The 22,708-nt window shown below is 68.3% G+C and carries 23 protein-coding genes; 5 read left to right on the forward strand and 18 right to left on the reverse strand.

The genetic code is table 11. The annotated features are described in order from the left end of the window. The first annotated feature begins 38 nt into the window (after positions 1-38). The 4 genes from AC5P5M_RS02675 to pdeM are packed head-to-tail and all read left to right on the forward strand — an operon-like array spanning position 39 to position 5,728. Positions 39-1,037 carry a ligase-associated DNA damage response exonuclease gene (locus tag AC5P5M_RS02675; RefSeq protein WP_053519546.1) on the forward strand — a complete coding sequence of 333 codons (999 nt, stop codon included), beginning with the start codon at positions 39-41 and terminating at the stop codon, positions 1,035-1,037. Next, complete coding sequence (locus AC5P5M_RS02680) at positions 1,034-2,641, forward strand: ATP-dependent DNA ligase (protein WP_164153131.1); 1,608 nt, start codon at positions 1,034-1,036, stop codon at positions 2,639-2,641. Before AC5P5M_RS02675 ends, AC5P5M_RS02680 begins: the two co-directional genes overlap by 4 nt. Further along, entirely contained in the window at positions 2,638-5,097 is a 2,460-nt protein-coding gene (locus AC5P5M_RS02685) for a ligase-associated DNA damage response DEXH box helicase (protein ID WP_164153132.1), read from the forward strand. The genes AC5P5M_RS02680 and AC5P5M_RS02685 overlap by 4 nt, the downstream gene beginning before the upstream one ends. Further along, the gene (gene pdeM / locus AC5P5M_RS02690) at positions 5,087-5,728 is read left to right on the forward strand and encodes a ligase-associated DNA damage response endonuclease PdeM (RefSeq protein WP_065181810.1); all 642 of its coding nucleotides are present in this window, start codon (positions 5,087-5,089) and stop codon (positions 5,726-5,728) included. Before AC5P5M_RS02685 ends, pdeM begins: the two co-directional genes overlap by 11 nt. 18 nt (positions 5,729-5,746) lie before the next feature. On the opposite strand, the gene AC5P5M_RS02695 is transcribed toward pdeM, so the two are convergent. The 9 genes from AC5P5M_RS02695 to rlmD form a co-directional block, all read right to left on the reverse strand. Then, on the reverse strand, positions 5,747-6,019 hold the full coding sequence (locus AC5P5M_RS02695; RefSeq protein ID WP_053519542.1) for a hypothetical protein: 273 nt from the start codon (positions 6,017-6,019) through the stop codon (positions 5,747-5,749). 178 nt (positions 6,020-6,197) lie between these two features. Further along, a complete protein-coding gene (locus AC5P5M_RS02700; RefSeq protein ID WP_164153133.1) occupies positions 6,198-7,466 on the reverse strand; it encodes an FAD-dependent oxidoreductase in 1,269 nt (422 codons plus the stop codon). A 221-nt stretch (positions 7,467-7,687) separates the two neighbouring features. Beyond that, positions 7,688-7,894 carry a cold-shock protein gene (locus AC5P5M_RS02705; protein WP_005410590.1) on the reverse strand — a complete coding sequence of 69 codons (207 nt, stop codon included), beginning with the start codon at positions 7,892-7,894 and terminating at the stop codon, positions 7,688-7,690. A gap of 88 nt (positions 7,895-7,982) precedes the next feature. After that, the gene (locus AC5P5M_RS02710) at positions 7,983-8,729 is read right to left on the reverse strand and encodes an S-methyl-5'-thioinosine phosphorylase (protein ID WP_053520226.1); all 747 of its coding nucleotides are present in this window, start codon (positions 8,727-8,729) and stop codon (positions 7,983-7,985) included. Positions 8,730-8,811: 82 nt separating this feature from the next. Continuing rightward, complete coding sequence (locus tag AC5P5M_RS02715) at positions 8,812-9,366, reverse strand: hypoxanthine-guanine phosphoribosyltransferase (RefSeq protein WP_053520227.1); 555 nt, start codon at positions 9,364-9,366, stop codon at positions 8,812-8,814. After that, positions 9,366-10,373, reverse strand: a complete 1,008-nt coding sequence (gene nagZ, locus AC5P5M_RS02720) for a beta-N-acetylhexosaminidase (RefSeq protein ID WP_262218611.1) — start codon at positions 10,371-10,373, stop codon at positions 9,366-9,368. The genes AC5P5M_RS02715 and nagZ overlap by 1 nt, the downstream gene beginning before the upstream one ends. A 103-nt stretch (positions 10,374-10,476) precedes the next feature. Beyond that, positions 10,477-11,169, reverse strand: coding sequence for a DsbA family oxidoreductase (locus AC5P5M_RS02725; RefSeq protein ID WP_053520229.1), 693 nt, complete (start codon positions 11,167-11,169; stop codon positions 10,477-10,479). Between the two features lie 48 nt (positions 11,170-11,217). Beyond that, positions 11,218-11,703, reverse strand: a complete 486-nt coding sequence (locus AC5P5M_RS02730) for a CYTH domain-containing protein (protein WP_197571814.1) — start codon at positions 11,701-11,703, stop codon at positions 11,218-11,220. Between the two features lie 33 nt (positions 11,704-11,736). Continuing rightward, on the reverse strand, positions 11,737-13,071 hold the full coding sequence (gene rlmD, locus AC5P5M_RS02735) for a 23S rRNA (uracil(1939)-C(5))-methyltransferase RlmD (protein WP_065181808.1): 1,335 nt from the start codon (positions 13,069-13,071) through the stop codon (positions 11,737-11,739). A gap of 129 nt (positions 13,072-13,200) precedes the next feature. Between rlmD and AC5P5M_RS02740 the strand changes: the two genes are divergently transcribed. Next, positions 13,201-13,929: a response regulator gene (locus AC5P5M_RS02740; RefSeq protein ID WP_414487861.1), complete on the forward strand. Its 729-nt coding sequence runs from the start codon at positions 13,201-13,203 to the stop codon at positions 13,927-13,929. 99 nt (positions 13,930-14,028) lie between these two features. On the opposite strand, the gene recO is transcribed toward AC5P5M_RS02740, so the two are convergent. The 9 genes from recO to rpoE all read right to left on the reverse strand — a co-directional run bounded on the left by recO (position 14,029) and on the right by rpoE (position 22,678). Then, positions 14,029-14,748: a DNA repair protein RecO gene (gene recO, locus AC5P5M_RS02745; RefSeq protein ID WP_053520233.1), complete on the reverse strand. Its 720-nt coding sequence runs from the start codon at positions 14,746-14,748 to the stop codon at positions 14,029-14,031. Positions 14,749-14,766: 18 nt separating this feature from the next. Then, positions 14,767-15,663 (reverse strand): GTPase Era, encoded by an 897-nt coding sequence (gene era, locus AC5P5M_RS02750; RefSeq protein ID WP_495205537.1) that lies wholly within the window; start codon positions 15,661-15,663, stop codon positions 14,767-14,769. Then, a complete protein-coding gene (gene rnc / locus AC5P5M_RS02755; RefSeq protein WP_053520235.1) occupies positions 15,660-16,340 on the reverse strand; it encodes a ribonuclease III in 681 nt (226 codons plus the stop codon). The genes era and rnc overlap by 4 nt, the downstream gene beginning before the upstream one ends. Beyond that, positions 16,330-16,713, reverse strand: coding sequence for a DUF4845 domain-containing protein (locus AC5P5M_RS02760; RefSeq protein ID WP_053520236.1), 384 nt, complete (start codon positions 16,711-16,713; stop codon positions 16,330-16,332). Before AC5P5M_RS02760 ends, rnc begins: the two co-directional genes overlap by 11 nt. Positions 16,714-16,750: 37 nt before the next feature. Then, positions 16,751-17,545, reverse strand: a complete 795-nt coding sequence (lepB, locus tag AC5P5M_RS02765; RefSeq protein WP_053520237.1) for a signal peptidase I — start codon at positions 17,543-17,545, stop codon at positions 16,751-16,753. 54 nt (positions 17,546-17,599) lie between these two features. Beyond that, positions 17,600-19,393 (reverse strand): translation elongation factor 4, encoded by a 1,794-nt coding sequence (gene lepA, locus AC5P5M_RS02770; RefSeq protein ID WP_065174904.1) that lies wholly within the window; start codon positions 19,391-19,393, stop codon positions 17,600-17,602. Between the two features lie 173 nt (positions 19,394-19,566). Continuing rightward, on the reverse strand, positions 19,567-21,099 hold the full coding sequence (locus AC5P5M_RS02775; RefSeq protein ID WP_065181807.1) for a DegQ family serine endoprotease: 1,533 nt from the start codon (positions 21,097-21,099) through the stop codon (positions 19,567-19,569). Positions 21,100-21,170: 71 nt separating this feature from the next. Next, positions 21,171-22,061, reverse strand: a complete 891-nt coding sequence (locus AC5P5M_RS02780) for a sigma-E factor negative regulatory protein (protein ID WP_180877175.1) — start codon at positions 22,059-22,061, stop codon at positions 21,171-21,173. Beyond that, the gene (gene rpoE, locus AC5P5M_RS02785) at positions 22,058-22,678 is read right to left on the reverse strand and encodes an RNA polymerase sigma factor RpoE (RefSeq protein WP_065174837.1); all 621 of its coding nucleotides are present in this window, start codon (positions 22,676-22,678) and stop codon (positions 22,058-22,060) included. The genes AC5P5M_RS02780 and rpoE overlap by 4 nt, the downstream gene beginning before the upstream one ends. Positions 22,679-22,708 lie beyond the last annotated feature (30 nt).

Here is a 22,708-nt window from a genome sequence, read left to right on the forward strand (position 1 = left end):
TCTCACCCCGTGCACGAGCCGCGCGCCACAGTGCAGCCATGGCAGGCAACGACGATCTTGTGGTGCTGCGCCCGGAAGGGCTGTACTGCGCTGCTGGCGATTTCCACATCGATCCCTGGCGGCCGGTGCCGCGCGCGGTCATCACCCATGGTCATGGTGACCACGCGCGCCCGGGCATGGGCGAATACCACTGCAGCACGGGCAGCGCGCCGATCCTGCGCTGGCGGCTGGGCGACGTACCGCTGCACGCGCATGCCGAGGGCGCACCCTTTGCGCTGGGCCGGGTGCAGGTGTCGCTGCATCCGGCCGGTCATGTGCTCGGCTCCTCGCAGGTGCGCATCGATGATGGCCGGCAGGTGTGGGTCGCCTCCGGTGACTACAAGCGCCAGCCCGACCCCACCTGTACGCCGTTCGAAGTGGTGCCCTGCGATACCTTCATCACCGAGGCGACCTTCGCCCTGCCCATCTACCGCTGGCCGGACACCGCAGCCGTGGCTGCCGAGATCGCGTCCTGGCGCGAGGAATGCGCGCAGCGCGGTGAAGCCGCCGTCCTGCTCTGCTATGCATTGGGCAAGGCCCAGCGCGTGCTGGCCGAGCTGCTGGCACGGGGCGAACCGCCGGCATGGCTGCACGGTGCCATCGCCAATGGCGTGGCCGTCTATCGCGCTGCGGGCATCCCGATGCTGGACACGATCGCCGTCGCCGAACAGGGGCGCCAGGCCGATGCGGCCGGACGGCTGATCCTCGCCCCGCCCTCGGCCGCCGGCACGCCCTGGCTGCGCCGCTTCGGGCGCCACCAGTTGGGTTTCGCCTCCGGTTGGATGCAGCTGCGCGGAAACCGCCGGCGCCGCAACGTCGATCGTGGCTTCGTGATCTCCGACCACGCCGACTGGCCCGCGTTGCTGCGTACCATCGAGCAGACCGGGGCACGACGCGTCATCGCGACCCATGGCAACACCGATGCGCTGATTCCGTTTCTGCGCGAGCGCGGTGTCGCTGCGGAGGCTTTCCGCACCGATTTCGGGAGCGAGGAATGAAGGCCTTCGCCGCGCTGTACCAACGCCTCGATCGCAGCACTGCCACGCTGGACAAGCGCGCGGCGCTGGTCGATTACTTCCGTCACGCGCGACCGCACGATGCGGCCTGGGCCCTGTTCCTGCTCAGCGGTGGCAAGGTCGGGGGTGCGCGCCGGAAGATCGCTGCCAGCGGCGAGCTGCGCCGCTGGATCGGCGAGGAAGCCGGACTGCCTGCGTGGCTGGTCGAGGACAGCTATGCGCAGGTCGGCGATCTGGCGGAGACACTGACCCTGCTGCTGGACGACCCAGCGGTAACGGCGCCGGACCGCCCTCTGGCCGACTGGATCGAACAGCATCTGCTGGCCGTGGCCAATCAGCCCGAGCCCGAGCGACGTGCAGCCGTGGTCGAGGGCTGGCGCCAGCTGCCCGCGAACGAGCGCCTGGTGTTCAACAAGCTGCTGACCGGTGCACTGCGCGTCGGCGTGTCGCAGCGCCTGGTCCAGCAGGCGCTGGCCGAACTGTCCGGACTGGACATCGCGCGCATCGCGCAGCGCATGCTGGGCACCTGGGTGCCCTCGCCCACCCTGCTCGCACAGTTGCTGTCGCCGGAAGAACTGCCGCTGGACCGTCAGCAGCCGTATCCGTTCTTCCTCGCTTCGCCGCTGGAAGGTGAGCCCGGTGATCGCCTGGGCAGCATCGACGACTGGCTGCTGGAATGGAAATGGGACGGCATCCGCCTGCAGCTGCTGCGTCGTCGCGGCGAGGTGGCGCTGTGGTCGCGTGGCGAAGAGCGCCTGGACGGCCGGTTCCCCGAGATCGAGCAGGCCGCCGCACTGCTGCCGGACGGATCGGTGCTGGATGGCGAACTGCTGGCCTGGGATGAGCCGGCCGATCTTCCGAAAGCCTTCACCGCCCTGCAGACCCGCATCCAGCGCCGCAAGCCGGGCGCCACCACGCTGCGTACGACGCCGGTGCGGATGCTGGCCTACGACCTGCTCGAACGCGACGGCAACGACCTGCGCGCATTGCCGCTTCAGCAGCGGCGCGTGCAGCTGGCGGAACTGCTCGGCACGCTCGGCGATGCGCGCATCCAGCTGTCGCCGGAGGTGCCCGCCGGGGACTGGGCACGGGCGGCCGCGCTGCGCGACGCCGCGCGCGAGCGCGGCGTGGAGGGCCTGATGCTGAAGCGCCGCAGCTCGGCGTACCAGTCCGGCCGGCGCCGTGGTGACTGGTGGAAGTGGAAGGTCGATCCACTCACCATCGACGCCGTGCTGCTGTACGCACAGGCCGGCCATGGCCGGCGCAGCACGCTGTACACCGATTACACCTTCGGCGTATGGGACGGCGATGCGCTGGTTCCGGTGGCCAAGGCCTACTCGGGCCTGGACGATCAGGAAATCCTCGCCCTCGATCGCTGGATCCGCGCCAACACCCGCGAGCGCTTCGGACCGGTACGCAGCGTCCGCGCCGAGCAGGTGTTCGAACTCGGCTTCGAGGCGGTCAACCGCAGTGCACGGCACAAATCAGGAATCGCCGTGCGTTTTCCGCGCATCCTGCGCTGGCGCCACGACAAGCCGGCCAGCGAGGCCGATCAGCTGGCGACGCTGCAGGCCCTGGCACGATGACGCGGAGCGAGGCCCTGCAGCGGCTGAACGGCTGGTTTGCCAGCCGCGGCTGGAAACCCCTGCCCTTCCAGCGCGCCATGTGGCGTCACTACCTGGCAGGCGAATCGGGCCTGCTGCATACCCCCACCGGCAGCGGCAAGACGCTGGCGATGTTCGGCGGACCGCTGCTGCAGGCGATGATCGCGCCCGCACCCGTACCCGCCCGCCCCAGCGCGGTGCGCCCATTGCAGGTGCTGTGGGTGACCCCGCTGCGTGCCCTGGCCAGCGACACCGCACGCGCACTGCAATCGGTCGTCGATGGCCTGGGCCTGGGGTGGCGCGTGGGCCTGCGCAGCGGCGACGCCAGCCAGCGCGAGCGGCGCCTGGCGCGCGAAGGGCGCATCGACGTGCTGGTGACCACGCCCGAATCACTGGCACTGCTGCTCACCTACCCCGATACCCTGCCACGCATGCATCAGCTGCGCTGCGTGGTGGTCGACGAATGGCATGAACTGCTGGGCAACAAGCGCGGCGTGCTGCTGCAGCTGAATCTTGCACTGCTGCGCGACACCACGCCTGCGTTGCAGCTGTGGGGATTGTCGGCCACGCTGGGCAATCTGCCGCAGGCGCGCGACGTGCTGCTGCCGGACAGACCGGATGCACCCATCGTCGAAGGCGCGCGCCAGCGTCCGGTCACCGTAAGCAGCCTGCTGCCGGCACCGGGCGAGCGCTTTCCCTGGGCTGGACATCTTGGCCTGGCGCAGCTTCCGCGCGTGCTGGAAGCGCTGATGGCCGCGCGCAGCAGCCTGCTGTTCACCAACACGCGGGCGCAGGCCGAACTGTGGCACCAGGCGCTGGCGGCGGTGTGGCCGGAGGATGCCGCCACGCTGGCGCTGCACCACGGTTCGCTGGACCCCGCACTGCGTCAGCAGGTGGAAGACGGCCTGCGCGCCGGTGCGATGCGCTGCGTGGTTGCCACCTCCAGCCTGGATCTGGGCGTCGATTTTCCCGAAGTGGACCAGGTACTGCAGCTCGGCAGCCCGAAGGGCGTGGCGCGGCTGCGCCAGCGCGCCGGCCGTGCCAGGCATCGCCCCGGCGCCAGCGGCAGAATCCTGTGCGTGCCCAGCCATGCGCTGGAACTGGCCGAGTACGCCGCCGTCCGCCGCGCGCTGCGCGACGGCGTGGTTGAAGCCAGGCGACCGCCAACCCTGTCGCTGGACGTGCTCGCCCAGCATGCGGTCAGCCGCGCGTTGGCGGGGGGATTCACCAGCCGCTCGCTGCTGGCGCAGGTGAGGCGCACGCACGCATTCGCGCACCTGGGCGACGCGCAATGGCAGGCTGTCCTGGACTTCATCGTGCAGGGGGGACGGGCACTGGCCCAGTACCCGGACTTCCACAAGGTGGTGCTCGACGCGGACGGCTACCATCGCGTGCACGACCGCCGCCAGGCCCTGCGCCATCGCTTGTCAATCGGCACCATCAGCAGCGATGGCGCCGTGCGTGTGCAGTTCCTGCGCGGCGGTGGCCTCGGCTCGGTGGAAGAACAGTTCGCCAGCCGCCTGCGCAGAGGCGATCGATTCCAGTTCGCCGGGCGCATGCTGGAGCTGGTGCAGCTGCGCGACATGACCGCCTATGTGCGCCTGGCCCGCAAGGGCGGTGAAGGCACCGTCCCGCGCTGGCAGGGTGGCCAGCTGCCCCTGTCGATGCCGCTCGGGCGCGAACTGGAAGCGGTGCTGTCCGGCGCGGACGACAGCGCCGAGTCGCGCTGGCTGGCCCCTCTGATGGCACTGCAGTCGCGCCTGTCTGCCCGGCCATCGCCTGCGCACCTGCTGCTGGAAGACGTGCGCCGCCGCGAAGGCCAGTTCGTGTTCGTCTATCCCTTTGCCGGACGCCACATCCACGAGGCACTGGCGGCGTTGCTGGCGCTGCGCTGCACGCGCCGGCAGCGCAACAGCATCGGCTATGCCGTCAATGACCACGGGCTGGTGCTGGCACCGACGCAGCCGATCGAGCTGCAGGCGGAGCAATGGAAGGAACTGTTCGCGGCCGATCAGCTGCTTGAGGACCTGCGTGCCGCCGTCAATCTGGGCGAGCTCGCGCGACGCCAGTTCCGCGGAATCGCACGCGTCGCTGGCCTGCTGGTACCCAGCCTGCCCGGAGGCGCGCCGCGCTCGCTGCGCCAGCTGCAGGCCTCGGCCGGACTGCTGTACGACGTGCTGCGTGAGCACGACCCCGAGCATCTGCTGCTGGCATTGGCCGAGCATGAAGTGCTGCAGGACAGCCTGGATCTGCCGGGCCTGCAGCAGGTGCTCGAACGCATCGGCACGCAGTCACTGTCACTGCAGCATCCCGCCTCGCTGACACCGCTGGGCTTCCCGCTGTGGGCCGAGCGCCTGCGAGGACAGTTCAGCAATGAAGACTGGCGCACCCGCGTGCTGCGTGCCGCACAGCAGTTGGAGAGACGCCATGGCCGATGAGCTGGCCGTGACGCTGGGCGGTGAACCCATGCTGCTGCTCGGTGCGCGCGCACTGTGGTGGCCGGCCCGGCAGGCCTTGCTGATCGCCGACCTGCACCTGGGCAAGGCCGACCTGTTCCGCCGCGCCGGCATCGCGCTGCCGTCCGGCGGCACCCGCGACGACCTGCAGCGCCTGCAGAGGCTGGTGCAGGCAAGGGCTTGCCGCGAGCTGTGGATACTGGGCGATGTGCTGCATGGGCCGGCGCATCGTGCGGCGTGGTACCGGCAATGGCTGGGATGGCGAGAGCAGCACTCCGCGCTGGCGGTGCATGTGATACGCGGCAATCATGATCGGCACCTGCCGCACGCGGCGCTGCAGGTGGAGCTGCATGAGGAGGTGCAACTGGGCGCGTTCCTGCTGTGCCATGAACCACGGCACATGCCCGCGGCGCACGTCATTGCCGGCCATATCCATCCGCAGATCGCACTGCCGGCGCTGCGCCGCCGCTTTCCGGCGTTCTGGCTCCGCGAAGGATTGACGGTGCTGCCGGCATTCTCCGCCTTCACCGGCGGCTGGGTCATCGCACCGGCGCAGGGTGAACGGCGCATCGCCTGTGTCGAACAGGGTCTGGTGGCGATGCCTGGCCGGTAAGGCCAGCGGGCGCGACAGTCAGGCCGGCCGGACGCCCGCCAGCGCCGGCATCAGATGGAAATCGGGCGTGTCGTTGCTCTGCCGGCGCGGCAGTGCCTGGACGGCCGACAGCATTTCCTGCGCGCAGGCGCGGATGTGCGTGTGGTGTTCCGGCAGCGCATGACTGATCAGGCTGCCCACATGGAACTCGAACACATCCTCCAGAACGTCGGGCTGGTCCTCGTGCAGCATCTGCAGCAATCCCCGCAGCTTGCAGATTTCCGATTCCAGCTCTTCGACCGCGAACAACATGGCGTCCTCCTCGTGAACTCGCAGCACATCCGGGCCGCAGCAGGCCGCGACGGCGGCGCCACCCGGGCCACGCGATGTTCGAATCACGGAGAGGAAAACGGGCGACGCAGCTGTGGCGTGCTTCACTCTTGTCGCACAGACGCAGTGAGGTAACCGTTAATTCACGTGATGATGTGATTCACGCAGCCGCCGTGGCAGCCTGCGTGGCACGCGCAACGGGCGGCCGGGCCAGGGCTTCGAGGAAGGCTGGATCCAGAGCAAGCGAACCGAACCAGCCGTGCTGGGTTCCACTGAGCACCCGCAGCATGTGCCCGCGTCCCCCCGGCAGCCGCCCCATCGGGCCAAGCAGCGCGTCGCGCGCCTTGGCCCACGCATCGCGATCGGACTGGAACAGCGGCGTCAGCCAGCGGCTCCAGCGCTGGTACACCGCCACATGCGCACGTCGCTGCGCCTGGTAAGCCTGCAGTGCCGTCTCACCAGCGCCATGCACACGCAGCGCGTCTCGCAGCGCCAGCGCATCGAGCAGCGCCATGTTCACCCCCTGCCCCAGCTGCGGGCTCATCGCGTGCGCTGCATCGCCGACCAGGACCATGCGCCCCTGATGCCAACGGGTCATCACCGCATCGCGGTAAACCGCCCGGGACAGCTGTCCGGCATCGTGCAGGTGATCGAAGCGTGCGCTGGCCTCGGGCCAGAGCGCATGCAGTTCCTGCAGCCACGGTTGCATGCCTTCATCTTCCCAACGCGCGAAGTCGGCGCGTGGCAGGCTCCAGAAAAAACTCAGGCGCGGGGTGTCATCACCCGGACGCGTGCCCACCGGCAACAGGCCGATCATCTTGCGCGCGGCGACGTAGCGTTGGCGCAGCTGCTGCACGTGCGGCCACTCTCCGGCCGGCAGCAGGCACCACAATGCGCCCCACGGATAGACGCGGTCGAGGCCAGCGCCGCCGGCAATGGTCGCGCGCAGGGACGACGCTGCGCCGTCGGCCGCCACTACCAGGTCAAACGGGCCATGGGTGCGGCCTTCGTTGTCGCGCAGTTGCCCCCGCGCGGTATCGACCGCGTCGATGGTGGTCCCCGCATGCAGTTGGCCGGCGCCATCGCGGGCCTGGTCCAGCAGCGAGAACAGGGCGCCGCGCTGCATGCCCAGACCGTGCAGGCGGACATCGAGGCCGCCATAGCCCATGTCCATCACCGCACGTCCGCACGGCGTGTCGCCATAAAGCCGATGCACCGGCGCGGCATGCGCGCGCACGGCCTCCAGCAGTCCCATCTGCCACAGCACCTGCAGGCCGCTGGGCTGCAACAGGAAACCGGCGCCGACCGGCCCAGGGGTCGGCACGCGCTCGAAGATCTCAACGTCGTGCCCGTCGCGGGTCAGCAGGATGGCCATCGCCTGGCCAGCGGTGCCGTATCCAATCACGGCAATGCGAAGTCGTTCCGTCATCCGCACATTGTGCCCCAGCCGGATCCGGATCGTTCTCCAAGCCGCGCGCGGGCGGGCCGCCCTGCCGGCGAAGTAAAGGAGGAGGCGACGGTCGAAGGCCGGCGCCGGGGGACATTCGCCGGCAGGGCGGCCCGCCCGCGCGCGGCTTGGGTTCGGTCCCATGCGATGGGCGCAAAAAAAAACCCCGCCGGAGCGGGGTTCTCAACGCACTGTCGAGTGGATCACTCGGCCGGCGTGATGTTCGAAGCCTGGGCACCCTTCGGGCCCTGGGTCACGTCATAGGTGACACGCTGGCCTTCCTGCAGGCTGCGGAAGCCCTTGGAGTTGATGGCGGAGAAGTGCGCGAACACGTCGGCGCTGCCATCCTCCGGCGAGATGAAGCCAAATCCCTTGGCGTCGTTGAACCACTTGACGGTACCGTTCGGCATGGTGATGCGAGACCTTATGCAATGAATGGGTGGTGTACGCTGAACCCGCGTACCGGCTGAGTATGCAAAGCTTGCTCGGCGAAGACAATCACCCCCGTGCCAATTCGCCGATCAGTTCCGGAAGTCCATTGCTCGCCGCCTGCACATTGGCCAGCACTTCGGCCATCGTGATCTCCTCGCCATCACCACAGCCCGCGGCCCAGTTCGCCACGATCGCCAGGCACGCGTAATCCAGTCCCAACTCCCGCGCCAGCGCGGCTTCGGGCATTCCGGTCATGCCCACCAGATCGCAGCCATCGCGCCGCATGCGGGCGATTTCCGCGATGGTTTCCAGCCTCGGCCCCTGCGTCGCACCGTAGCAGCCACCGTCATGGACCGTGACACCCGTCACTTTGGCCGCGGCCAGAATCTTGCTCCGCAGCATCGGCGTGTACGGGTGGCCGAAGTCCACATGCAGCACTTCGGTACCCTCTTCTTCACAGATCGTGCTGATCCGGCCCCAGGTGTAGTCGATGATCTGGTCCGGGCAGGCCAGCACGCGCGGCCCGACCTGCTCGGTGATGCCCCCGACGGTGTTCAGCGCCAGCACGCGCTGGGCGCCGATCTGCTGCAGCGCAGCCAGATTGGCGCGGTAGTTGATCTTGTGCGGCGGCAGCGAGTGGCCCTCGCCATGGCGCGCAAGGAACGCCACGCGGTTGCCCAGCAGCGTGCCCACGCGCACCGGGCCGGAGGGACGGCCGAAGCGGGTCTCGACCTCGTGGGTCTGCACATCGTCGAGCTTGGCCAGGTTGTAGACACCGGTACCGCCGATCACGGCCAGGGCGATCTGTTGCATCGAAAGCACTCCAGAGAAAGACGAACGCCGGCACCCGAGGATGCCGGCGGCGGCAAAGGACGGCCGCGGACGGCCGTGCCTGTTATTCCTTCATCGCGTAGATGGCCGGCACGCAGCGCAGGGTCTCGTTGACGTCCATGCCGAAACCGAACACGTAGCGGTCGGGCAGTTCGATACCGGCGTAGTCAGCCGTCACATCCGGCAGCCCGCGATCGTGCTTCTTCACCGTCATCGCCGCGATGCGCACGTCGGTCGCGCCCTGTTCCAGGCACCAGGTGCGCACGCCCTGCAGGGTGTAGCCCTCATCGAGGATGTCATCGACCAGCAGCACACGGCGGCCGAACAGCGCGGTGGCCGGCTTGTGCTTCCACACCAGGTCGCCGCCGGTGGTTTCACCGCGATAGCGGGTGGCGTGCAGGTAATCGAACTGCACGTCCTGGCCGCGCGCACCCAGCTCCAGCGCCAGCTGGCCGGCGAACGGCAGCGCACCGTGCATGATCGACAGGAACAGTGGCACCTCGCCCTTGTAATCGCGCGCGATGGCGTCGGCGATACCGGCGATGGCCTTGTCGATGGTGGGGCGGTCAACCAGCAGGTCGGCCTGGGCCAGGGCCTGGGAAATGGTGAGGTTCGGCATCAGACGGTTCTTCCAAGGGTTTCAAGCAGACGGGATTGAGTGTCGCCATGGCGGGCATCGGCCAGCAGGCCATCCCAGCCAAGCGCGCCGCGGCCGAGCAGGCCAAGCAGCGCAGCGGTATTGAGGGAGCGTCCCTGCACCGCGTGCAGGGCTTCATCGACCAGCTCGGGATGGCAGACCAGCACGACGTCGCAGCCCGCATCCAGGTGCGCGTGCACGCGTGCCGCAACGCCACCGGCATGGTGCGAAGCGGCCATGCCGATGTCGTCGGAGAACACCACGCCGCGGAAGCCCAGCTCGCCACGCAGCACCTCCTGGATCCAGCGCGGCGAATAGCCGGCCGGTTCCGGCGCCACCTGCGGGTAGATCACGTGCGCCATCATCACGGCGTCGGCACCGGCGGCAACACCGGCCCGGAACGGCACCAGGTCCTGCGCGCGCAGTTCGTCCAGCGTCCGCGGATCGACCGCGGTATCGACATGGGTGTCTTCCAGCACGGTGCCATGGCCGGGAAAATGCTTGAGGGTGGCCGCCATGCCGGCCGCGTGCATGCCGCGTACGTAGGCCTCGGTGAACGCAGCCACGACCTGCGGGTCTTCACTGAAAGCGCGGTTGCCGATCGCAAGGTTGCCACGGCCCAGGTCGACCACCGGGGCAAAGCTCAGGTCCACGTCACTGGCGCGCACTTCGCTGGCCATCAGCCAGGCGTGCTGCTCGGCCAGCGCCAACGCGGCGCCGGGATCCTTCGCATAGCCGGCACCGATCTCCTGCAGCGGCGGCAGATCGCTGTAGCCCTTGCGGAAACGCTGCACGCGACCGCCTTCCTGGTCGACGCAGATCAGCTGCGGGCGCGGCGCGGCCTCGCGGATCGCGGCGCTGAGCTCGCTCACCTGCTGGCGGGAGGCGAAGTTGCGCGTGAACAGCACCACCCCGGCAACGGCATCGTGCTGCAGCCAGTCGCGTTCCTGGGGGGTCAGTTCAGTGCCGGCAACGCCGATCAGCAGCATGGTCGTTCTCCACAACGGGCGCCCGCATGGCGCAGTGCCGCATTGTCGCAGAACCGGCCGTTGGACGCAGGTGGGGGCGTCCATCGCGCGCCCCCTCGAAGGATCAGACCCTGCAGCCGTCCGCGCCACAGGCGTCGTCGCCACTGCGCCCGGTTGCCGTGCCCTGCTCCGCCGCGATCTGCCGCAGCGCCTGGGCGAAGGCTTCCGGAGGCTGGGCGCCGGAGATCGCCCAGCGGCCGTCGATGACGAAGGTCGGCACCGAGGAAACACCCAGCGCACGGGCCTGGTCCAGTCCCGCTTCGACCTCGGCCAGGCCGCGTGAGGAGGCCAGCATCTGGGCGATCTCTGCCGCATCCAGTCCGCCTGCCACACCGGCCCGGGTCAGCACCTCTGTGTCCGCCAGATTCTGGCCGTGCTCGAAATGAGCGCGGAACAGCGCCTCTCCGACCGCGTCCTGCACACCGTGCTGGCCGGCCAGCCACAGCAGCCGGTGCGCTGGCAGAGTGGTCACCCGCACCTGGCCCTGGCTGAAGTCCATGGGCAGGCCTTCGCCACGGGCGGTGGCCTGGGTCTGGCCGAGAATCTGCTCTGTGCGCTCGACACCGCCAAACTTGCGCGCATACGCCTCGCGCAGCGGCACCGGCGTGGTGCCCGCATCCGGGTCCAGCTGGAACGGCTGCCAGTGGATGTCGAGTACTGGGGCATCGGCCCCCAGCAACTGCACCCCCTGCTGGAAACGGTGCTTGCCGATCCAGCACCAGGGACAGACCACGTCGGAGTAGATGTCGATTCTCATCCCACCGACATGGGGTCCGGGCGCCCCGAAAAAAGGGGAACGCCCCTTTCACCAGCGTGAATAGGGATGACTGGCCAGTGCGACGTTGTAGTAGCGCGGGTCGTCGGTTACCTCCGCGCCGGCCCAGTCCGGCAGGGCGATGGCCTGCCCGGCGCTTTCCAGCTCGACTTCGGCCACCACCAGGCCGGCGTTGTCACCCAGGAACTCATCCACTTCCCAGGTCAGGCCGGCATGCTCGACCAGGTGGCGACGCTTGTCGATCAGGCCCCCCACGCACAGCGCCAGCAGCGCGCGCGCATCCTCCACCGGAATCGGGTAATCAAACTCCTGGCGGGTATGGCCGATCGTGCGCGACTTCAGGTTCAGCGCGGCGTGCTCACCTTCGATGCGCACCCGCACGGACGCGTTCTGGCGACCGCTGTCGAGCGCGCCCAGATCGTTGATGTAGCCCTGCGCCATCGGAATCACCCGGTGTGCGGCCGCACGCCAGCCGTCGCTGCTGACGAGGAATTTGCGTTCGATCTCGATGCCCATCGCGCCATTATGCGCGATGGGCATGACAGCGGGTCAGCGCTTTTCGAACACCGCGATGCTTTCCACGTGCGCGGTGTGCGGGAACATGTCCATGGCGCCGGCACTGACCAGGCTGAAGCCCTGCTCGTTAACCAGATAACCCGCGTCCCGGGCCAGCGATCCCGGATGGCAGCTGACGTACACGATGCGCTTGAACTGCTTCAACGGCAGCTGCTGCAGCACCTCGATCGCGCCCGAGCGCGGCGGGTCCAGCAACAGCTTGTCGAAGCCCTGGCGCATCCACGGCGTGGCGCGCTGGTCCTGGGTCAGGTCGGCGCTGTAGAACTGGGCGTTGCCCAGCCCGTTGCGCTCGGCGTTCTCACGTGCGCGGGCAACGAGGCCCGCGTCGCCTTCCACGCCCACCACCTCGCGCACTCGGCGCGCCAGCGGCAGGGTGAAGTTGCCCAGCCCGCAGAACAGGTCCAGCACGCGCTCGTCCTCACCCGGCTCCAGCAGATCCAGGGTGTGAGCGATCATCTTCTCGTTGAGCTTGGCATTGACCTGGATGAAATCCAGTGGCCGGAATGCCAGTTCGACATCCCACGGCGCCAGCCGGAACGACAGCGGCACGCCCTGCCCGTCCAGCGGATGGACGGTGTCCACGCCACCGGGTTGCAGGTAGATGGCGAATCCGTGCTGCTGGCCGAAGCTGGCCCATGCGGCGCGGTCGGCATCACTGAGCGGCTGCAGATGGCGCACGGTCAGCGCGATGGCCTGGTCACCGCCGATGAACTCGATCTGCGGGATGTCGCGCTTGCCGTCGAGCGACTCGATGAAGGTCGACAGCGCCTGCACCTTGGTGCCCACTTCGGGGATCACGGTCAGGCACTGGCTGAGATCGGCGACGAAGCGCGGGTCCTGTTCACGGAAGCCGACCAGGGTCTTGTCCTTCTTCTCGACGCGGCGCACCGAGAAGCGCCCCTTGCGGCGGTAACCCCAGCTGTCGCCGACCAGCGGTGGCAGCACGCGGCCCGGCTTCACGTGACCGATGCGTTCCAGGTTGTCCATCAGCACGCGCTGCTTGGCAACGATCTGCTGGTCTTCATCCAGGTGCTGCAGCACGCAGCCGGCGCAGGTGCCGAAATGCGGGCACTTCGGCGTCACCCGCTGTGGCGAGGCCTGCAGCACTTCCACGGTGCGTGCTTCGTCGAAATGGCGGCTGCGGGCGGTCTGTTCAGCCATGACCACCTCGCCCGGCAGAGCGCCGCTGATGAAGGTGACCTTGCCACCTTCGCCTTCACGGCGGGCGACGCCGCGACCATCATGGCTGAGGTCGAGGATCTCGGTCTGGAACGGGGTACGGTCGATGCGGGAGCGGGATCGGGCCACGTGGCAACAGGCTGCGGGCGAAAATGGGCGCGTATTGTCGCAGATCCTGACCGGCGGGGCCTGCCGCCGCTTGCGCCAGCCGCCGCCGTGCTTGATGATGTCAACCAGCTGACATGGAGGCAGCCCCTGATGCAGATGACCCCGAGGGCCAGTCGGCCCCGCTTCCTGCTTGTCGAGGACGACATCATCAGCCGCGGGTTTTTCAAGGCGGCGTTGGAAACCCTGCCGGCGGACGTGGATACCGCGGACTCCCTTGCCAGTGCCCTGGCAAGCGCCGAGCCCGGGGCTCACGACCTGTGGCTGATCGACGTCAACCTGCCTGACGGCAATGGCGCGCAGCTGCTGCGCGAACTGCGCCGTTCGCATCCGGACACGCCTGCCCTGGCGCATACCGCCGACGGCGACACGTCCATCCATGCGCGCCTGCGTGAGGCCGGTTTCAGCGACACCCTGGTCAAACCGCTCGGCCGCGACCAGTTGCTGAAGGCGGTCCGCCGCGCCCTGGTCAACTCGCCGGCCGGCATCGCCGTCGCTCCGGCCCCCGCTGCGATCGAGCTGAACGGGCAGGACTGGGACGAGACCGCCGCTCTGGCCGCTCTCAATGGCCAGCGCAATCATTTGATCGCCCTGCGCGAGCTGTTCCTTGCGGAACTGCCGGGCGTCCGCGATGCGGTGGAGCAGGCCGTGGACCAGCATGATGAACGCCAGCTGCGCAGCCAGCTGCACCGGCTGCAGGCAAGCTGCGGCTTCGTCGGTGCCGCACGGCTGGGCCGCGCGGTGCGCCAGCTGCACCACATGCCGGAGTCGGACCTGGCACAAGCGGGCTTCCGCGCCGCGGTAGCGGCACTGCTGCACTGAGGGTTGCCCGGCACGGGTGCGCCCTGCCCCGTCGGATATCGAAATCAATCCGGGGTCAGATCCCTTTCCCTGCGGAAGACGGATCTGCCCCCCGCCCGCCTACCGCCGGGGGGCCAACTGCTCCAGCAGCTCCCAGGACTTCAGCCCCCGTGGCCCCAGGTGGTGCGCCAGCACCCGCCGCATGGGCAGCCGCAGGCTCGCCAGATCGGCAGGCCCCGGCTCCTCGTCGGCCGCCAGCGCCAACAGCGCCGAACCGGTGGCCGCCGCACTGCGCTCTCCACCGCGCTCGCTGAGCAGCCGTTGCGGCCCTTCCTGCGGATCCAGCGCATAACGCGCTGCCGGATCGATCGGCTGACCATCGCTGGCGCTTTCCAGATCGAAACCGAGCCCCAGTGCGGCAAGCAGCTCGCGCTCGAAGCGGCGCAGCGTCCAGGCCAGTCCGGCGCCCACTGCCAGCCGCGCGCGTGCCTCGCCGTACGCCAGATACACCTCCGGCAACGGATCCTGGCGTGGCGCCAGCCGCAGCGTCAGTTCACTCAGGTAGAAGCCGGCCAGCATGGCCTGGCCGACCAGCCGCGGCGCCGCGTCCAGCGCTTCGGCGGCACGCAGCTGCGCCAGTTCGCCGCGCTGCTGTGCGCTGAAGCGGATCCACTGCAGCGGCTGCAGGGCCGCGCGCAACACCTGGCCCTTGGCCGTGGACACGCCGCGCGCAAGCAGGCCGATCCGGCCATGCTCCGCGCTCAGCACCTCCACCAGCAGGCTGGTTTCGCGATAGGCCCGTGCATGCAGCACGAACCCCGTGTCGTCCTCGATGATCACCGAAGCGATCGCCGTGGCTTACTCGTAACCGAAGGCCTTCAGCGCGGCCTCGTCGTCGGACCAGCCTTCACGTACGCGCACCCAGGTTTCCAGGAACACCTTGGCACCGAACAGACGCTCCATCTGCAGGCGCGACTTGGCCCCGATCTCCTTCAGACGCGCGCCCCCCTTGCCGATCACGATGGCCTTCTGGCCTTCCCGCTCGACCCAGATCACCGCGCCGATGCGCAGAAGATTGCCATCCTCGGTGAAGCGCTCGATCTCCACGGTGGTGGCATAGGGCAGCTCCTCGCCAAGCTGGCGCATCAGCTGCTCACGTACCAGTTCACCGGCAAGGAAACGCTGGCTGCGGTCGGTGATCTCGTCCTCGCCGAACATCGGCGGGGCTTCCGGCAGCAGCTCCAGCACGTCACGCACCAGGGCGTCCAGGCCGTTGCGCTTCTGCGCCGAGATCGGATGCACGGCGGCGAAATCACGGCCGGCGGTCACCTCCTGCAGGAACGGCAGCAGCGCGCCCTTGTCCTTCAGGCGATCGATCTTGTTGACCACCAGCACCACCGGGATGCCGGCATCGCGCAGCACGTTGAAGGCCAGGCGGTCTTCGTCATCCCAGCGCCCGGCCTCGATCACCAGCAGGCCTGCATCCACGCCTTCCAGCGAGCCGCGCGCGGCGCGGTTCATCACCCGGTTCATCGCCCGCTTCTGCACCTTGTGCAGGCCCGGGGTATCGACCAGCACCAGCTGGCCTTCCGGATAGGTGGCGATGCCGAGCAGGCGGTGGCGGGTGGTCTGCGGCCGGTTGGAGACGATGCTGACCTTGGCCCCGACCAGGGCATTGGTCAGGGTCGACTTGCCGACGTTCGGGCGGCCGATGACGGCCACGCTGCCGCAATGATGGGAAGTTTGTTCGCTCACTTGGAATCCAGTTGTTCTAGGACGGCTGCAGCCGCCTGTTGTTCGGCAAGCCGCCGCGAGGCGCCTTCGCCCTCGGTGCTGGCGGCCGGGTCGGCCACGTTGCAGCGTACCCGGAAATGTTTGGCGTGGTCGTCACCGGATTCTGACACCAGTTCGTACTGGGGCAACGCCTTCTGCCGGGCCTGCAGCCATTCCTGCAGGCGGGTCTTGGGGTCCTTCTCGGGGCGGCCGGTGGCCGGCAGCGCCTCCATCGAGGCCGTGAACCAGGGCAGCACGGTCTCCCGGCACGCGTCAAAACCGGCATCCAGGTAGATCGCGGCCACCACCGCCTCCAGTGCATCGGCCAGGATCGAGTCGCGGCGGTGCCCGCCCGACTTCATCTCGCCCGCGCCCAGGATCAGCCGTTCGCCCAGCTGCAGGGTACGGGCGATCACTGCCAGCGCCCCTTCACGCACCAGCTCGGCGCGGGCGCGGGTCAGTGCGCCCTCGTCGGCCTTGGGCCAGCGCTGGTACAGCGCCTCGGCGACCATCATGTTGACGATGCTGTCGCCGAGGAATTCCAGGCGCTCGTTATGCGGCACGCCGGCACTGCGATGGGTCAGCGCCTGCTTGAGCAGCGCCGGGTCGCGGAAGGCATGGCCGATCAGGTCGCCACGTTGGATGAATTTACTGGGCACCGCTTCGGGTCAGGTCCTGGGAAGAATCGAATTTGCCAACCACATCGAGGTTGCCGATCAACGGGCGACGCACTTCGTAGTTGACCTTGAGGGTCCAGCCATTGTCGCGGCGATCGAACTTGACGTTGCCCGGCTTCACGTTGTCCGAGTAGTTGATGTACAGCCGCTTGAAGAACAGATCCTGGATCCGCGCCGGCTCCATGCTGGCCACGCCCGGCTGGCTGGCCAGGCTCTTCATCGCCGAGCGTACCGCGTAATACTCCTGGTACATCGGGAACAGCTTCATGCCGATGTAGATGAAGAAACCGACCACGACCAGGACCACCAGAAACGAGGTCAGGGTGATGCCGCGCTGCGTGTTCATCGTCTTCATTGCGTTCTCCCCAGATACGCGTTGGATGTGAAAATACTCAGTTGATGCCCGAGCCGATCCGCGACGGCTCGAAACCGTCCTTGCAGAACCAGCCCTGGCAGTTCAGCCAGATCAGGAATGCCTTGCCCCGCAGGTTCTCTTCCGGCAGCAGCCCCCAGAAGCGTCCATCATCGCTGTTGTCACGGTTGTCGCCCATCACCAGGTACTTGCCGGCCGGCACCGTCCACTGGCCCTGGCCACGCGGATAGTCGGTCTCCAGCACGGTATGGGTGCGGCCCGGGAGATGCTCGACCAGCAGGTTGGCGCCCTCGCCCTGGCCCTTGTGGCCGGCGTAGATGCCCTTGTTGTCGTACTTCACCGGCTCGCCGTTCAGCACCAGGCTGTCGCCCTCGAACACCACGGTGTCACCCGGCACGCCGATCACGCGCTTGATGAAGTTCTCGCCCTTGGCCGGGTCGTTGTCGCCGTGGCCCGGGAAGTGGAACACCACCACATCGCCGCGCGCGGGATCACCCACCGGCACGAAGCGGGTATTGGTGATCGGCAGGCGCAGGCCATAGGCAAACTTGTTGACCAGGATGAAATCACCGATCAGCAGGTTCGGCATCATCGAGCTGGACGGGATCTTGTACGGCTCGGCGATGAAGCTGCGCACGACCAGCACGATCGCCAGCACCGGGAAGAATGCACGCGAGTAATCCACCAGCACCGGCTCGGTGTCGAGCAGGCCTGCACGCTGGGCGCGGCGCCTGGCGAAGTACAGCTTGTCCGCAAGCAGGATCAGGCCCGAGGCCAGGGTCAGCACGACCAGGAGGATCTCAAACAGTTTCATTCAGGGTCCTTTGCAACGTCACCGGACGACCGGCCCCGGAAGGCCGGTGCGCGCTTACTTGTTGTCCATCTGCAGCACGGCCAGGAACGCTTCCTGCGGGATTTCCACGCGGCCGACCTGCTTCATGCGCTTCTTGCCTTCCTTCTGCTTTTCCAGAAGCTTCTTCTTGCGCGAAACGTCGCCACCATAGCACTTGGCCAGCACGTTCTTGCGCATGGCCTTGACCGTGGTACGGGCGATGATCTGCGAGCCGACAGCCGCCTGGATCGCCACGTCGAACATCTGCCGCGGGATCAGGTCCTTCATCTTCTCGCACAGCTCGCGGCCGCGGCGGTCGGCATGGCTGCGGTGGACGATCAGCGACAGCGCATCGACCTTGTCGCCATTGATCAGCACGTCCACGCGCACGAACGGGCCGGCATCGAAGCGCACGAAGTGATAGTCCAGCGACGCGTAGCCGCGGCTGACCGACTTCAGCTTGTCGAAGAAGTCCAGCACCACTTCGGCCATCGGCAGCTCGTAGCTGATCTGCACCTGGCTGCCCAGGTAGTTGATGCCGATCTGGCTGCCGCGCTTTTCCTCGCACAGCTTGATGATGTTGCCGATGTACTCCTCGGGGGTGAGTACGTTGGCACGGATGATCGGCTCGCGGATCTCCTGGACCTGGTTCACCGCCGGCAGCTTGGCCGGGTTGTCCATGTTGATGATCGAGCCATCGGTCTTCAGGACCTCGTACACCACCGTCGGCGCGGTGCTGATCAGGTCCAGGTTGTATTCGCGCTCCAGCCGTTCCTGCACGATCTCCATGTGCAGCATGCCGAGGAAGCCGCAGCGGAAACCGAAGCCCATCGCCTCCGAGCTTTCCGGCTCGAAGCGCAGCGCGGCATCGTTCAGGCGCAGCTTGTCCAGCGCCTCGCGCAGGTCCGGATAGTCCTCGGCGTCGACCGGGAACAGGCCGGCGAACACGCGCGGCTGCATTTCCTGGAAGCCCGGCAGCGGCTTCGGTGCCGGATCACCGGCCAGGGTCAGGGTGTCGCCCACCGGCGCACCATGCACGTCCTTGATGCTGGCCGTGACCCAACCCACCTCACCCGCGCGCAGCGCCGGCAACACCTTGCGCTTGGGGGTGAACACGCCGACGTTGTCGACCTGGTGGTTGCGGCCGGTGGACATCACCTGCAGCTTGTCGCCGGCCTTGATCTCGCCCTGCATGACGCGCACCAGCGAGACCACGCCGAGGTAGTTGTCGAACCAGGAGTCGATGATCAGCGCCTGCAGCTTGTCGGTATCGCGCGGCTGCGGCGGCGGAATGCGATGGACGATGGCCTCCAGCACGTCCTGCACGTTCAGGCCGGTCTTGGCGCTGACAGGCACGGCGTCGCTGGCGTCGATGCCGATCACGGCCTCGATCTCGGCCTTGGCGCGCTCGATGTCGGCCGTAGGCAGGTCGATCTTGTTGATCACCGGCACCACTTCCAGACCCTGCTCCACCGCGGTGTAGCAGTTCGCCACCGACTGCGCTTCCACGCCCTGGGCAGCATCGACCACCAGCAGCGCACCTTCACAGGCGGCCAGCGAGCGGCTGACTTCATACGAGAAATCGACATGGCCCGGGGTGTCGATGAAGTTCAGATGATAGGTCTGCCCGTCCTTGGCCAGGTACGGCAGCGATACCGACTGCGCCTTGATGGTGATGCCACGCTCGCGCTCGATCGGGTTGGAGTCGAGTACCTGCGCTTCCATCTCGCGGGCCTGCAGGCCACCACAAAGCTGGATGATGCGGTCGGCCAGCGTGGACTTGCCGTGGTCGACGTGGGCGATGATGGAGAAGTTGCGGATGTTCCGCATCGAATCAGATGACATAGGTGGCGGCGGCGCGCGGCGTCGTCAGGGTAACGGTGGATTATCGCACGCCCGGGGCCCGGCCGCGAAAGGCGCCTCGCCGGGCCAGGGCCGGAACGACCGAAGCCCCGCCTGAGCGGGGCTTCGGGGGGCAGCGGCTGCCGGAGCAGCCCCGGTCCTTACTCGCCGGCCTTGACCGCCACGAAGGCGCTGTTGCCGTTGCCGGTGCGGACCAGCAGCATCACCACATCGCCCTTCTTGTAGCTGGACAGCGCGCGGTTCAGCGACTCCACGCCGCTCACCTGGGTGCTGGCCACCTGCAGGATCACCATGCCCGGGGACAGGCCGGCATCCCGGGCGCCCTGCCCCTTGACGCCGGTGATGCGCACGCCCTCGCCCGATTCCAGGCCCAGCTGCTTGCGCTGCGGCGCGGTGAGATCGCTGACGTCCAGGCCCAGCAGGGCATTGGCACCACTCTGCGGAGCGGCATCGGCCCTGGCGGTGGCGGGGCTGCGGGCGCTGGCCTGGTCATCCTCGGCCAGCGCGGTCAGGGTGGCGCTCAGGTCGCGCGGCTTGCCGTCACGGATCACGCCCAAGGTGACCCGGCTGCCCGGGGCCATGGCGCCGATCAGCGGCGGCAGATCGGACCAGCTGTTGACCGGTGCGCCGTTCACGGTGCGGATCACATCCCCCACCTTCACACCGGCGCGGGCGGCCGCCGAATCCGGCACGATCTGGTTGACCAGCGCACCCCGGCTGTCCGGCAGGCCCATGGCCTGCGCCTTCAGGCCGTCGATCTCCTGCACCACCGCGCCCAGCTGGCCGCGGGTGACCCGGCCGGTCTTCTTGATCTGTTCAACCGCGCTCATCGCCAGGTCGATCGGAATCGCGAAGCTGATGCCCATGTAGCCACCGGACGCAGAGAAGATCTGCGAGTTGATGCCGACCACTTCGCCCCGGGTGTTCAGCAGCGGACCGCCGGAGTTGCCCTGGTTGATCGCCACGTCGGTCTGGATGAACGGCACGTAGCGCTGGTCCGGGCCGCCGGTGCTGCGGCCGAGGGCGCTGACCACGCCGGCGGTGACCGAGTGGTCAAGGCCGAACGGCGAGCCGATCGCGACAACCCACTGGCCCGGCTTCAGGCTGTTGGAATCGCCGACACGGACGGTCGGCAGGTTCCTGCCTTCGATCTTCAGCAGGGCGACGTCGTACTGCTGGTCGCTGCCCACCACCTTGGCGGTGAACTCACGGCGATCGCCCAGCTTGACCTTCACCTCGCTGGCGTCGGCTACCACGTGGTAGTTGGTCAGCACGTAGCCGTCGGGCGAAATGATGAAGCCCGACCCCATGCCGCGGCCCTTGATGCTGGGACCGCCGTCGGGGCCGCCCGGCCCCTGCCCCGGCATCGGGAAGTCCGGGCCGAAGAAGCGACGGAAGAACTCCGGCATGTCGTCGTCCCCCATCGGCCCACGCGCCTGGCGGTTGCTGCGGACGATGGTGGTGTCGACGTTGACCACGCCCGGGCCGACCTGCTCGACGAGGTTGGTGAAATCGGGCAGGCCGGTGACCAGCGGCTGCGCCGGAGCGCGCGGCGCGGCAGCGGCCGCGGCCGGCGCGGTCTGGGCAGCCGGGGACGGCGCCTGGGCACAGGCCACCAGCGGCAGGGTCAGGGCCAGCAGGCCGATGGCCTGCGTGCGGAATCGGGGAGTCATCGGACGGCAACCTCCGGATCGGATGGAAGGGAGAAGGGCCCCGCGATCGGCGGGGCGTGGCGGCACCCGGCTCAGTCGCGCGGGCGGGGCGGCGGCGGCAGGTCGTCGTCCTGCAGGCGCGGCTCGAAGGGGTAGAACGTGGCGCTGTCGGCATGCGCCGGGAAGCTGGCGTTGAGCGCGCCCCCCGCGGCCGGAGCCAGGCTGGAGCGCGGCCACGGCCGGGCCTGCAGGCCGGCCACCTCGCCGAACGGCAGGTTGCGGCTGGCACCGGCCGGCACGGTCGGCACCAAGGGCGCCTGGGCGGCGGCCACAGCCCGCTGCGCCCCGTCGTCACGCTGTGCCACCCGCGCAGCCTGCTGGCCGCGGGTGGCACTGGCGCTGGCGCGGCGTGCGTCCTGGCGACGGCTGGCGGCCAATGCGGCCGCCGGAACACTGGCCACCGCCACCACCGCCGGATCGACCGAGGCTTCGGTCACCGTCGCGGGCGATACCGGTGCCGGCGGCAGCTCGGCCTGGCTGGCCACCACCTGCGGTGCCAGCGGCTCTCCGGGAGGGGTCTCCTTCAGCTTCTCGCCGCCGATCAACAGGGCCACCGCAGCGACCGAGGCAGCCAATGCGGCACCGCCCCCCCAGGTACGCCAGCCACTGCGGCGCACCTGCCGGTCCTGAGGCCCGGACCGGGGCGTGGGTTCGGCGGCGATGGCAGAGGCAACCGCGGCGCTGAAGCCGGCGGGCGCGAGCACCGACGCCTGCCCGCGCATCACGTCGCCCAGCAGCTGCCAGCGCTCCTGGCAGCCGGCCAGTTCCGGGTCATGCTCCATGCGGCGCAGCAGGAAGCGGGCCTCGTCGGCCCCCAGCTCGCCATCGACCAGGGCCGACAGCTGTTCCCGATGGCGCTGGTCAAGCCGCAGCCCGGCCGGCGATTGATGATTCTGCGATTCGTTGAATGGATGACTGGTCATACGCGGCTCTTCTCGCGGGTGGCGCTGCCGATGTCCAGCAGCGGCCGGAGTTCGGTGTCGATCGCCTCGCGCGCCCGGAAGATCCGAGAGCGCACGGTGCCGATCGGGCACCCCATCTTCTGCGCGATTTCCTCGTAGCTCAGGCCTTCCACCTCGCGCAGGGTGATCGCCGACCGGAGTTCTTCCGGCAGCGCGTTGACGGCCTTCATCACTGTCTGTTCCAGCTCCTGGCGCATCAACTCGCGTTCGGGCGTGTCGGTGTCGCGCAGGCGCGTGCCGCTGTCGAACTGTTCGGCATCGCCGATGTCGATGTCATCGGTCGGCGGGCGTCGATTGTGTGAAGCCAGGTAGTTTTTGGCGGTGTTCACGGCGATCCGATGCAACCAGGTTGAGAACTGGGCATCGCCGCGGAAGCTTCCGATCGCGCGGTAGGCGCGTATGAAAGTGTCCTGGGCGACGTCCTGACATTCACTCCAGTCGGCGATGTAGCGACCGACCAGGGCCACGACCCGATGCTGATACTTGCGCACCAGTACATCGAAAGCCGCGCTCTCGCCGCGCTGCACGCGCCGGACCAGTTCCAGATCCAGCTCCTGTGGTGTTTCAACCTCGGCCATGGGGGGCCGCACTCCTGTCAGCCCAACCGA

It is taken from the genome of Stenotrophomonas sp. YJH_SMC_106-19, from assembly GCF_059368375.1.

What these genes read in the sequence shown, in the direction of transcription:
- AC5P5M_RS02675 (WP_053519546.1), top strand. Translation starts at nt 39, where the DNA reads ATGGCAGGCAACGACGATCTTGTGGTGCTGCGCCCGGAAGGGCTGTAC.
- AC5P5M_RS02680 (WP_164153131.1), top strand. Translation starts at nt 1,034, where the DNA reads ATGAAGGCCTTCGCCGCGCTGTACCAACGCCTCGATCGCAGCACTGCC.
- AC5P5M_RS02685 (WP_164153132.1), top strand. Translation starts at nt 2,638, where the DNA reads ATGACGCGGAGCGAGGCCCTGCAGCGGCTGAACGGCTGGTTTGCCAGC.
- pdeM (WP_065181810.1), top strand. Translation starts at nt 5,087, where the DNA reads ATGGCCGATGAGCTGGCCGTGACGCTGGGCGGTGAACCCATGCTGCTG.
- AC5P5M_RS02695 (WP_053519542.1), bottom strand. Translation starts at nt 6,019, where the DNA reads ATGTTGTTCGCGGTCGAAGAGCTGGAATCGGAAATCTGCAAGCTGCGG.
- AC5P5M_RS02700 (WP_164153133.1), bottom strand. Translation starts at nt 7,466, where the DNA reads ATGACGGAACGACTTCGCATTGCCGTGATTGGATACGGCACCGCTGGC.
- AC5P5M_RS02705 (WP_005410590.1), bottom strand. Translation starts at nt 7,894, where the DNA reads ATGCCGAACGGTACCGTCAAGTGGTTCAACGACGCCAAGGGATTTGGC.
- AC5P5M_RS02710 (WP_053520226.1), bottom strand. Translation starts at nt 8,729, where the DNA reads ATGCAACAGATCGCCCTGGCCGTGATCGGCGGTACCGGTGTCTACAAC.
- AC5P5M_RS02715 (WP_053520227.1), bottom strand. Translation starts at nt 9,366, where the DNA reads ATGCCGAACCTCACCATTTCCCAGGCCCTGGCCCAGGCCGACCTGCTG.
- nagZ (WP_262218611.1), bottom strand. Translation starts at nt 10,373, where the DNA reads ATGCTGCTGATCGGCGTTGCCGGCACTGAACTGACCCCCCAGGAACGC.
- AC5P5M_RS02725 (WP_053520229.1), bottom strand. Translation starts at nt 11,169, where the DNA reads ATGAGAATCGACATCTACTCCGACGTGGTCTGTCCCTGGTGCTGGATC.
- AC5P5M_RS02730 (WP_197571814.1), bottom strand. Translation starts at nt 11,703, where the DNA reads ATGGGCATCGAGATCGAACGCAAATTCCTCGTCAGCAGCGACGGCTGG.
- AC5P5M_RS02740 (WP_414487861.1), top strand. Translation starts at nt 13,201, where the DNA reads ATGCAGATGACCCCGAGGGCCAGTCGGCCCCGCTTCCTGCTTGTCGAG.
- AC5P5M_RS02760 (WP_053520236.1), bottom strand. Translation starts at nt 16,713, where the DNA reads ATGAAGACGATGAACACGCAGCGCGGCATCACCCTGACCTCGTTTCTG.
- lepB (WP_053520237.1), bottom strand. Translation starts at nt 17,545, where the DNA reads ATGAAACTGTTTGAGATCCTCCTGGTCGTGCTGACCCTGGCCTCGGGC.
- lepA (WP_065174904.1), bottom strand. Translation starts at nt 19,393, where the DNA reads ATGCGGAACATCCGCAACTTCTCCATCATCGCCCACGTCGACCACGGC.
- AC5P5M_RS02775 (WP_065181807.1), bottom strand. Translation starts at nt 21,099, where the DNA reads ATGACTCCCCGATTCCGCACGCAGGCCATCGGCCTGCTGGCCCTGACC.
- AC5P5M_RS02780 (WP_180877175.1), bottom strand. Translation starts at nt 22,061, where the DNA reads ATGACCAGTCATCCATTCAACGAATCGCAGAATCATCAATCGCCGGCC.
- rpoE (WP_065174837.1), bottom strand. Translation starts at nt 22,678, where the DNA reads ATGGCCGAGGTTGAAACACCACAGGAGCTGGATCTGGAACTGGTCCGG.